At 27.9% G+C, this 11,921-nt stretch carries 10 protein-coding genes; 8 read left to right on the top strand and 2 right to left on the bottom strand.

All coding sequences use genetic code 11. The features are described 5' to 3' along the window. Positions 1-1,979, bottom strand: a 1,979-nt coding sequence (locus tag QZ429_RS06600) for a nucleotidyltransferase (RefSeq protein WP_291953055.1), incomplete at its 3' end; no start/stop codon positions are given. Positions 1,980-2,087: 108 nt separating this feature from the next. On the opposite strand from QZ429_RS06600, the gene mqnE reads away from it, so the two are divergent. From mqnE to QZ429_RS06560, 8 genes are all read left to right on the top strand, one after another. After that, on the top strand, positions 2,088-3,152 hold the full coding sequence (gene mqnE, locus QZ429_RS06595; protein WP_291953053.1) for an aminofutalosine synthase MqnE: 1,065 nt from the start codon (positions 2,088-2,090) through the stop codon (positions 3,150-3,152). 12 nt (positions 3,153-3,164) lie between these two features. After that, positions 3,165-4,487: an NCS2 family permease gene (locus tag QZ429_RS06590; protein WP_291953051.1), complete on the top strand. Its 1,323-nt coding sequence runs from the start codon at positions 3,165-3,167 to the stop codon at positions 4,485-4,487. Between the two features lies 1 nt (position 4,488). Beyond that, positions 4,489-4,929: a phosphoribosyltransferase family protein gene (locus QZ429_RS06585; RefSeq protein WP_291953049.1), complete on the top strand. Its 441-nt coding sequence runs from the start codon at positions 4,489-4,491 to the stop codon at positions 4,927-4,929. Between the two features lie 61 nt (positions 4,930-4,990). After that, positions 4,991-7,390 (top strand): molybdopterin guanine dinucleotide-containing S/N-oxide reductase, encoded by a 2,400-nt coding sequence (locus tag QZ429_RS06580; RefSeq protein WP_291953047.1) that lies wholly within the window; start codon positions 4,991-4,993, stop codon positions 7,388-7,390. Between the two features lies 1 nt (position 7,391). After that, entirely contained in the window at positions 7,392-7,925 is a 534-nt protein-coding gene (locus QZ429_RS06575) for a hypothetical protein (protein ID WP_291953045.1), read from the top strand. 4 nt (positions 7,926-7,929) lie between these two features. Next, positions 7,930-9,084, top strand: a complete 1,155-nt coding sequence (locus QZ429_RS06570; protein WP_291953043.1) for a hypothetical protein — start codon at positions 7,930-7,932, stop codon at positions 9,082-9,084. After that, positions 9,081-9,821 (top strand): Tfp pilus assembly protein FimT/FimU, encoded by a 741-nt coding sequence (locus tag QZ429_RS06565; RefSeq protein WP_291953042.1) that lies wholly within the window; start codon positions 9,081-9,083, stop codon positions 9,819-9,821. Before QZ429_RS06570 ends, QZ429_RS06565 begins: the two co-directional genes overlap by 4 nt. A gap of 301 nt (positions 9,822-10,122) precedes the next feature. Beyond that, positions 10,123-11,367, top strand: coding sequence for a major outer membrane protein (locus QZ429_RS06560; RefSeq protein WP_291953041.1), 1,245 nt, complete (start codon positions 10,123-10,125; stop codon positions 11,365-11,367). A 28-nt stretch (positions 11,368-11,395) separates the two neighbouring features. Here QZ429_RS06560 and yaaA read toward each other — a convergent pair. Continuing rightward, positions 11,396-11,921 (bottom strand): peroxide stress protein YaaA (gene yaaA / locus QZ429_RS06555; protein WP_291953039.1); only part of this gene is annotated, 526 nt, incomplete at its 5' end.

Genomic DNA, 11,921 nt, shown 5'->3' with positions numbered 1-11,921 from the left:
AATTCAAAAAATCCCATAAAAATCAAATTTAAAGAACTCAAAGAATTTAGTATATTTTCTAGTTTATCACTTTTATTCATAATGATTTCTAAAATGAAATTTTCATTATTATCAAGCCAAAATATGAATTTTTCTTTTTGTGCAGTTTGGGTAATTTTAATTATTTTTTCAAAATTATTTTGGATAAAAAATAAATTAGATTTAATATGGGTGATATTATCTTGTGTTTGTTTATCAAGATTTATAAAAGCTTTACTTCTTTTTAAAATTTGTTCTTTTTTAACTCTTTTTTGGCTTTCATCTATTAGATTTTCATCTTCAAAACCTTCAAGAGCATTTTGATATAAATTTTCTAAACTTTTATAATAAAAACTATTTTCTATACCTAAAGCTTTAGCATTGCAAAAAGATAAAATATAAAGCATTTTTAGAGTGTGTAAATTGGTAAGTTTAGATATAAAATTTAATACTATAGTTTGATTGTAAATATCCTCTTTTTCGATAATATCTTTAAAAGCATTGAAGTTTTTAAGCAGTCTTATTCCAAGTTCTAAGTTATTATTGTCTATATTAAATTTACCAACATAAGCCCGATAAATATTTGCTAAGGATATTTCATTACTTTCATTAATCGCACTTAAAAGTATGGTTAGTTTTAATACCAATAAAACATCTTCATCTAAATCTTCATTTTTATTTTCAAAATGATATAAACAAAGCAAAGCCCTATCTAATGCACTATATATTCCTTCTTCTTCAAGTAAAAATTTACTTTGAGCTAAAGGTTTGCAAAAATCTTTTAAAAGATTAGCATCTACTAACAATAATCTTAACATACTATAAGAGTGTTTGCGTCTTAAAATAGCTTCAAAAAAATCTAAATTTTTTATGTTATTTTTTGAACGTTTGAGTGCAAAAACTAGATTGATATCAAAATAATAATTTTTATCATCTAATTTTAAAAGTATCATTAAAATTTTTTCTAAATTACTTTCATTTTCATTATAAATAAAGCAATCATCTTCTAAAAAATCAAAATTTTGACATTGTTGCTTTTGTATATTTCTTGCTAAAAAATGAGTGTAAATTCCGCAAGTGTGCATAGCCTGTAGAGCTTTTTGTGTGAGTATAAAATTAAGATTTAAATTTTTCTTTTCTTTTATATACATTAAATTTGCAAGATTTTGAGTATTTTGTATTAAGAATACACTTGTATTTTTTTCCTCTAAAAGATTCATTGCGCATTTTAATGAAAATAAAAAATCACTTGCAAGTTTAAATTCACTCAATTCTTTTTCATTAATAAAATTTAACATATAATTTTTCGGACCATCTTTATGCAAAATACTTAAATTTTCTATTTCTAATTGCTCATTGAGTCCGCCAAGATTTGTATTAATGTTAAATTCTTGTTTTAATAGTGCTTGTTTGTAAGGATTAAAATTTTTGAGAATTTTGTAAGTAAAATTATCTTTAAATTCATCTTGTATTTGCGTGATTTTTTCTTTAATTTGCTTAAATAAAATTTTAGAACCACAAATAAATCTGTGTTGTAAAATATCTTGCTTAATTTCATTTTTTACTATGTTGTAAATTCCATTAAGCTCACAAATTTGGTAATTTATATTAAGATTTATATCATTTAAAATTCCTAAAAAATTTTTCATTAAAGGTTTTATATTATAAGCTTTAATATCCTTATATATTAAGAGTAAATCTATATTTTCTTTTATACTTAAATTCATTTTTGCATATTGTTTTATAGCTATAATGCATAAAGGAATTTTATCCTCATGTGGAAAAAAATTATCAAAAAAATCATCTAAAATCAACTCATATACATTTTTTATAAAATGATCAATTTCTTTAGAATGATGATAGCTAAAAGATCCTTGTTTTAAAAAAAATTTCGAACAATAAATTTCATAATTCTTCAAAGAAAATTTCAATTTTTGAATTTTTTCTACACTAAGACTCAAAAAATATCCTTAAAATATATTTTTTAAGTCATATTATAATAATTTGTATTAAATTTTAAGTAAGTTAAAAATATAATTAAGTTTTTAAATTTTAAATCTGGTTAAATAATGCAAACAATTATTCAAAAATTAGAAAACAAAGAAAGATTAAATGAAGAAGAAGCCAATAAGCTTTGGGACCTTGATCTTTTTACTTTAGGAAAATATGCTCAAAAAATTCGCACTAATCTTCACGGAAATAAAGTCTATTTTAATATAAATCGTCATATTAATCCCACTAATATCTGTGCTGATACTTGTAAATTTTGTGCTTTTTCTGCTCATAGAAAAAATCCCAATCCATACACTATGACTTATGAACAAATTATGAGTATTGTCGATGAAACGGTGCAAAGAGACACTAAAGAAATTCATATCGTTTCAGCACATAATAAAAATATTTCATTGGAATGGTATTTAGAAATTTTTAAAATGATTAAGCAAAAATATCCTTTTTTGCACATTAAAGCTTTAACCGCCGCAGAAGTTGATTTTTTAAGTAGAACTTTTAATATGAGCTATGAGCAAATTATAGAAAAAATGCTCGATTATGGTGTTGATTCTATGCCTGGAGGAGGAGCTGAAATTTTTGATGAAGAAATTCGTAAGAAAATTTGTCGTGGCAAGGTTGATAGTCAAAATTGGTTAAAAATCCACAAACTTTGGCATAAAAAAGGAAGGCAAAGTAATGCAACTATGCTTTTTGGTCATATTGAAGATAGAAAACATAGGATCAATCATATGATAAGATTAAGAGAGCTTCAAGATCAAACCGGAGGATTTAATGCTTTTATTCCACTAGTATGGCAGCAAGATAATAGTTTTATCACAGGTAAAAAGCCTTTAGGATCAGTTGAAATTTTAAAAACACTTTCTATTGCGAGAATTATTCTTGATAATATTAAAAATATCAAGGCTTATTGGGCTACTATGGGGATAAATTTAGCTATGGTTGCACAAGATTTTGGGGCTAATGACTTAGACGGGACTATTGAAAAAGAAAGTATTCAAAGTGCTGGCGGTGCAAAAAGTGCCAATGGTTTAAGTTTAAAAACTTTTGTAGAAATGATACAAAGTTCAGGTTATATTGCTATAGAACGCGATAGTTTATATAATGAATTAAAAATTTATTAATTAAGGAAAAAAATGGATTTTTTTAAACTAAAAGAGCATAAAAGTAGTGTAAAAACAGAAATTTATGCAGGTATTGCTACTTTTTTAGCAATGATTTATATCATACCAGTAAATGCAAATATAATGAGTGCTTCTGGTATGCCCTTGGAGGCTTTAATTGTAGCGACAGCTTTAGTGAGTATCATTGCAACCACTTTAAATGCCTTTGTTTCAAATACACCTGTAGCTATGAGTGTAGGTATGGGATTAAATGCGTATTTTACCTTTAGTGTTTGTAATACTTATCAAATTCCGTGGCAAACAGCCTTGGGTGCAGTATTTTTATCCGGTATGATATTTACTTTACTTTCTTTTACTAATTTTAGAATTTGGGTTATTAGAAGTATTCCTAATGATTTAAGAAAAGCAATTTCAGCAGGTATTGGAACTTTTATAGCTTTTATGGGGCTTGTGCAAATGGGTATAATTGTCAAAAGTGATGCAACATTGGTAACTTTGGGAGATTTTTCAAATTCTAATGTTTTATTTGGCATATTTGGCTTATTTTTGGTTTTTGCCTTTTGGGCTTGGAAGATTAAAGCAGCATTTATTTTAGCGGTTTTTGTTAGTTCGCTTTTTGCTTGGATTTTTAACATAAACGATGCTGTTTTTCCAGAAAGAATTTTTTCTTTACCTATTTTCGAAGGTGAAAATGGCTTAAGTGCCATATTTGGAAAGCTTGATATTATAGGGGCATTAGAACTTAGTATGATACCTATCATATTAACTTTTTTTGTTACTCAACTTTTTGATAGCGTAGGAACTATCACAGGGGTTGGATCAAGAGGAAAAATTTTTGATGATCCTAAAATGGGAGAAAAAAAACTAGGTAAAACACTAGGCGTTGATGCTGCAAGTTCAGCACTTGGTGCAGTAGTTGGAACTTCAACCGTTACTGCATTTGTGGAAAGTTCAGCAGGAGTAGAAGCAGGTGGTAGAACAGGACTTACCGCATTAGTAACAGCAATTTGTTTTATTTTTACTTTATTTTTACTTCCTGTATTTAAGGCTATCCCTGCAAATTCTATCTATCCTATATTAGTTTTAGTAGGGATATTAATGTTTATGGAAGTTACAAATATTAATTTTAAAGATACAAGTATTGCAGTGAGTGCATTTTTTATTATCATTATGATGCCCTTGACTTATTCAATTACAACAGGTTTTGCTTTTGGTTTTATTGCTTATTTATTTATGTGTTTTGTGCAAAGAGAATTTATGCGGATTAACTTCGGCATAGTTGTTTTAAGTTTTATTTCTTTGCTTGTTTTTATATTACATTTCACAGGACATTAAAATGTATTATTATTCTTATGAAGAATTTCAAAAGGAAATTATCTCTTTTACTTGTAAAATTCAAGAAGAATTTTCTCCAGAAGTTTTGCTTGCTATTGCAAGAGGTGGTATGACTTTGGGGCATTTTTTAGCAGAGGGTTTAGATAATAGAAATCTTTTTTCTTTAAATTCTATCCATTATGAAGATACTCAAAAATTAGATACGATTAAGATTTTTAATATTCCAGATCTTAGTATTTATAAAAAAGTTCTTTTAATAGATGATATTATTGATAGTGGTGAAACAATGATGGAAATCAAAAAAGTTTTGATGGAAAAATATCCGCATTTAGAACTTAAAGTTGCTACTATTTTTTATAAATCTTCAGCTTTATTAATTCCTGAATTTTATATCAAAGAAACTACAGAATGGATAAAATTCTTTTGGGACATTAAAATTTAAATTAAACTAAGGATATTACGATATTCTTATGATATTCATTTTTGTTAAGAAAGGATAGTTTATGAGTTTAACAAGAAGAAAATTTTTAAAAGGTTTAGCCGCAACTTCAGCCATAGCTTCTACTAACCCACTAATGGCTGCAGTAGAGGGAACTAAATTTTATGACATTAAAAAAATTCCACACGCAACTCATTTTGGTGCATTTTTTGCAGATGTTAATTCAGAAGGTAAAATTACAAAAATTACTCCACAAAAATCTGACAAACATCCTTCTATTATCACAGATGCAATTATTGACAGGACTTATTCAGATACTAGGATTAAATATCCGTGTGTAAGAAAAAGTTTCTTAGAAGGTAAAAAAAGACCTAAGTTAAGAGGTAAAGAACCTTTCGTAAGGGTAAGTTGGGAGAAGGTTTTAGATCTTATTTCACAAAAATTAAAAGAAACTCCTATTGAAAATTTATTTAATGCAAGTTATGGTGCTTGGGGGCACGTTGGCTTACTTCACAATTGTAATTCTGTTGCAGGTAGATTTTTTAATACAGCTTTAGGTGGCCATATAGGCACAGATGGTGAGTATAGTAATGGTGCAGCTGGTAGAGTAAATGCAACTATAATGGGAGATTTAGAAGTTTATTCTTTACAAACTGCTCATGAGATGATTTTAGAAAATACTCAAGTATATGTATTATGGGGTGCAGATTTATATAAATGCAATCAGATTGATTTTAAAGTAGCAAATCGTGGCAATGACGAATACTATAAAAAATATAGCAAGTCAAATATTAAATTTATTTCAATTGACCCTCAATACACTAAAACCGCTGAAATTTTAAATGCTAAATGGATTAAAATTCGTCCTAATACAGATGTAGCTTTAATGCTTGGTATGATGAATTATCTATATAAAAGCGGTAAATATGATAAAAAATTCATAGAAAAATATACCGATGGTTTTGATAAATTTTTACCATACTTACTTGGACAAAGTGATGGTATAGAAAAAACTCCATCTTGGGCGGCAAATATTACAGGAGTTGAAGAAAAAGTTATCACATCTTTAGCTGACACTTTTGTAAAAAATAGAACTTTCTTAGCTGGAAATTGGGCTATGCAAAGAGCTCAACACGGCGAACAAGCAGACTGGACTTTGATAACATTAGCTTCTATGATAGGTCAAATAGGCTTACCAGGCGGAGGTTTTGGCTTTTCTATGCACTATTCAGGCGGAGGACAGGCTTTTTCAGGAGTGAGACTTCCAGTTGGCTTGCCACAAGGTAAAAATAATCTTGATAGCAATATTCCAGCAAGTAGAATTTCAGAAGCTATTTTAAATCCAGGAAAAACTATTAAATTTAAAGGCAAAGAAATAACTTTTCCTAAAATAAAATTAATGTATGTAGTTGGGGCTTCAGTTTTAGGACATCATCCAAATACCAATGAACTCATTAAGGCTTTAAGAACTCTTGACACCTTAATAGTGCATGAGCCTTGGTGGACTCCTATGGCAAAAATGGCAGATATTGTTTTACCTTCTACAACAACTTTAGAAAGAGATGATATAAGCTTTGGTGGCTCTTATTCTCAAGATTATGTTTATGCTATGAAACAAGTTATACAGCCTTACTTTGAAAGTAGAAATGATTATGATATTTTTGAAGAATTAGCTAAGAGAATAGGCGAAAGAGAACATAAAAAATTTACAGGTGGCAAGACAAAAGAACAATGGCTTGAAGGTTTTTATGGAAGAAGCGATTGTCCTTATCATATGGAATTTGCAGATTTTTGGAAACAAGGCTTTGTGCATTTTGAAATACCAAAAGAAGCATATAAATACGTAAGACATTCTGAATTTAGAGCAGATCCAGTAGCTAATAAACTTGCAACAGAAAGTGGAAAAATTCAAATTTATTCTCCTAAATTTGAAAAATACAATCTTGAAGATTTTAAAGCTTATCCAACTTGGTTTGAACCAGCAGAGTGGCTTGGTAATGAAAAATTAACTAAAAAATTTCCTTTCCATTTATTGAGTCCGCATCCAAGATATAGAATTCATTCCCAACTTGATAATACGTGGGTGAGAGATTTATATAAAATTCAAGGTAGAGAACCTGTAGTGATGAATACCAATGACGCAAAAAAACTTGGCATTAATCATGGTGATGTTGTTGAAGTATATAACGATAGAGGATCTTTATTAGCAGGTGCTTTTGTTACAGATAAGATTATGGAGGGAGTAGTAAGTATTCAAGAAGGTGCTTGGTATGATCCTGAAAATGTAGATGATTCTATGCCAAGATGTAATGCTGGACATGTTAATGTTTTAACAAGTTCAAGACCAACTTCTACTATGGCTCAAGCAACAAGTGTTAATACTTGTCTTGTAAATATTAGAAAATTAAATGAAGTTATTAAACCTTATAAATCAACTACACCACCAGAGATTATAGGAGCTTAAAATGAAAAAAATTATACTAATGCTTGCTTTTTTAGCAAGCTCTTTATTTGCTAAAGATATGTTTATTTATAGTGAAAAAGTAGATCTTTTAGACACTGCTAGTAAAAAAGTTGTAGGTCAAATTTATGAAGGTTCTAAGGTTGAGCTTGTAAAAGAAGAGGGAGATTATTCTTTAATCAAAGTAAAAGGTGAAGTAGTTACTTCAAATCCAAAATCATTAGCATATACTAAAGATGGTATCTATCTTTTACTAACTCTAAATTCTCAAAATGCTAGCAATGAAATGGAATTTTTAGTAAAAACTAAAGACTTAACCGACAAAGAAATAGATGCTTGGGATGAAATAGAGCTTACGTATTATGATACTTGCACAAGTTGCCACGCAGCACATAAGCCAAAAGAGCATTTAATGGAAGAATGGGACGCTTATTTATCAGCTATGCAAGGTTTTGCAAAAATTAATGATGCAGAAAAAAATAGAATTTTAAGATTTTTACAATCTCACGCAAGCAATGGTCCTGTGAATCTTGATTAAGTGAATGAAAAGGTATTTATTCGCATTTTTATTACTTGATTTTTGTGCTTTGCTATATGGCGTAAGCACTTTATCTATTAGCTATAATGAAGCTAAAATTTTCTTTTATGATCATAGCTTGATTGCTATGATCTCTAGGTTAGGCACGACTATTCTTGGGCAAAATGATTATGGTCTAAGAATTCCTTTTATTTTACTCCATTCTTTTAGTTGTATCTTGCTTTATATCTTAGCTTTAAAATGCACAAAAACTTCTTTTGACGCTTTAATATCAGTAATTCTTTTTATTTTATTACCAGGTAGTGTAGCTAGTGCGCTTTTGATTAATGAGTCTTCTATAGTGATATTTTTTACTCTTTTGATTTTAGTTTTATTTGAATATAAAAAATTTATACTATTTTATGTATTTTTAGTTTTTTCTTTAGCAATAGATGGAAATTTTGCTATTTTATATTTAGCATTTTTCTTTTATGGAATTTATAAAAGAGACAAAATACTTATTTTTATTACTTTAATTTTATTTGCAATTGCAATGAGTATTTACGGCTTTGATACAGGTGGCAAACCACAAGGGTATTTTTTAGATACCATAGGTGTTTTTGCTGCGTGCTTTTCCCCTTTAATTTTTTTATATTTTTTTTATGTGATATATAAAATTCTTTTACAAAAAGATAAGCCTTTATTGTGGTTTGTTATAGCAACGACATTTATTTTTTGTTTGATATTTTCTTTAAGACAGAGATTATTTTTAGAAGATTTTTTACCATTTTGTGTAGTTTGCACACCGCTTTTATTGCGTTATTTGATGTCTTCATATCGCTCAAGACTTCCGCAATTACGTCTAAAACATAATATCTTTATAGAATGTTCTTTGATTTTCTTAATACTTTTTTATCTAGGGCTTATTTTTAATTATTCTTTTTATTATGTTTTAAAATCCCCACAAAAGCATTTTGCTTATAATTATCATATAGCTAAAGATTTAGCAAAGATTTTAAAAGAAAAAAATATTTTAGAAGTTCAAACAAAAAAAGACCTAGCTTTAAGACTTAAATTTTATGGTATTAATGAAGGAGGAAAGCGTCTTTTGTATTCTAGCAAACCTAGCGATATAGTTATTAGCTTGCCTAATCATTCTTTATATTTTAGATTAAAATGAGTAAAGCTTTTACTCTTTTAGAATTAATTTTAGTTTGTATTATACTTTCTTTGATATTTTCTATGGCTTATTTTTATGTAAAACCAGATTATCTACGACTTGGTGCAGAGCAAATTTTAAATGACATTAAATATACTAAACATTTAGCTTTAATGCAAAATGATTTTAGAGTTAAAGATTTTAACATCGCTAAAAGAGAATGGTTTAAAGCTAAGTGGCAATTGTATTTTATTAAATCACAATCAGCCACAAACAACGAGCAAACTTACACCATATTTTTAGATAAAAATGGCGATGGAAACGCTAATCTTGGCAAAAATATGATAAACAAAGACAAAGAAATAGCAATAGATTTATTAAACCCTAATCTTTTAATGAATTCAGGTCAAAGCGGAGTTATTACTCAAGCTAATGCAAAAACAAATTCAAAATACAACATAGAGCAAAGTTATGGTATATCAAAGGTATTATTTGAAGGTTCTTGCAAAGGAAGCACACGTTTGATTTTTGATGATTTTGCTCGTTTGTATTCTCCTTTGAAAAATTCTTTAAGAACTTATGATAAATTACTTAATTTTAAAAACGATTGCATTATAAAATTATCAAATAAAAAAGAAAAACATATTTGTATCTTAATCAATCCACAAACTTCCTACGCTTATATCCCTAAATTTGAAAGCGACAACAAACAGCATTTTTTATTAAATGGCAAAGACACTACTTGCGATAAATTATAATGTATTGTTTCTATACATTAACTTTCAAAGAGCATAATTACACTCGTAAAAGCAAACATTCATAGATAACTCCTTAGTTTTTAAAGGTCTAGTTTTTTACTAGATCTTTAAAAATATTATTAAGTGATTTATTTTGTATGATAAAATTTATGATTTTAAGATACCTATTTCATAGTATCTGCAGTATTTTTATCCTTAAATATTTTTACTACTTATTAACTTTTTTATATACTTTAAGATTTTTCATATAAAACTATGATATAATTTCTCTCACATTTTATTTTAATTAAGGAGAATTCTCATGAAACTAGTTAAACTTAGTTTAGTAGCAGCTTTAGCTGCAGGTGCTTTTTCAGCAGCAAACGCTGTTTCACTTGAAGAAGCTATAAAAGATGTTGATGTATCAGGTATGTTAAGATATAGATTTGATTCTGATAGATCAGAGCAAGGCCACGTAATTTCAGATGGTTACAATAGCTCTAAAAATAATATGCATAAATTCAAATCTCAATTAAATTTTAAAGCAGCTTTAGATGACAATTTTAAAGCATTTGTTCAATTCCAATACAGCACAGGTGAATTAGGATTTGGAAATAATGGTGAAACTGGTTCAAATTTTAAAAAAGTTGGAACAAACACTCATAGCACATTTGCTGTTAAACAAGCTTACTTAGAGTATATGAATGAAGCTTATGCTACTAGCGTAATGTTTGGTAAAATGGAAGTAGATTCTATTTGGACTGATGATAGTATAGGCACAGGTGCTAAAGTTTTAAATAATTCTATCGATGGTTTAACTTTTGCAGGTTATTGGTTTGATAGCTTTAATGACATAGATGATGGAAATTTTGCTGATTTTAGTCTTAAAAATTCATCTTTATATGGTGGAGCTGTATTAGGTGATTTTGATCCATTTGCATTCCAATTATGGGCTGCTTATTCAGCAGGATGGGCATATTTCTATGCAGTTGATGCAAGCTATAAATTCTCATTTGGCGATATGGCTAATTTCAAAGTTGAAGGTCAATATTTAGGAAATAGTGTTAAAAGTCATCACAAAAAAGGTCCAGCTTCATTTACAAATGGTAATTTCTATGCTGGAATGCTTAAAGGTGATGTTTCAGACTTTGATTTCCAAGCTGGTATAGTTAGCTATGGTGATAAAAATGATTATAGTTTTGTAACTATAGAAGATAATGGACAAGTAATAGCTCCAGGTAAGCAAATTTTCTATTCAGATGGTAGTTCTTTAAATGGAGATATAGGTAAAAACTTCTTCTATTTTGCAGGTGTAGGTTATACTTTTGCTGAAACTTTAAGAGTAGGTTTTGACTATATTGGTGGTAATACAAAAACTGCAGATATAACACCAAAGAGTGATGAGAAAATTGATAAAAGTGAATTCCTTGGAAGCGTATCTTATGCTTACAGCCCAAAACTTACTTTTAGCGGATTTTATTCTTATTTGATCGAAGATTCTGATCTACCAAATGAAGATAAAAATAAAGATCAATTTATCAGACTTGAAGCTTTATATAAATTCTAATTTTAAAAGCAAGCTAGGTTTTTTAAACCTAGCTCATTATTTCTAGTATTATCTCTTCATTTATCCCTTGTATTTTTATCTCTTTAATTTTTAGATCTTGTGGAAGTTTTTCAAGCATTTCTTTTTTATCTTTGATATTATTTTTTGCCAAAAAATTTAAAATTATTCCTCTATAGGCTTTAGCATAATGACTAAGTATTTTGGAGTTTTTTAAAAATGTAAAGCTTATATAAGGTTGATTTAAAGTATAAAATTTCTCATAAAATTTAGCTCGTAAATCAATCACAACTTCATTTTTTAATAAATCATCTAATTCTTTTGAAAAATTATCTTTATAAAATTTTTCTATATTAAAATTTTTAATTTTTTTACCTTGTTTAAATTTATAATAAGGCAAAATATCATTAGCTTTTATCGGACCAAATAAATTAGAGAATATAATCACATTTTCATCTATGTATCTTTTTTCCTCCAAATCAAGTTTTTCATAGTTTAAAAAATTATATGCGATACCACTATATCTTTTTATAGCTTTAATACCTTTTCTTTTAAAT

The sequence above is a fragment of the Campylobacter sp. genome, from assembly GCF_020024835.1.
Classification (GTDB): Bacteria; Campylobacterota; Campylobacteria; order Campylobacterales; family Campylobacteraceae; genus Campylobacter_D.
Note: the sequence above shows the minus strand (reverse complement) of the source record. Positions and strands in the feature narration are given on the sequence as shown.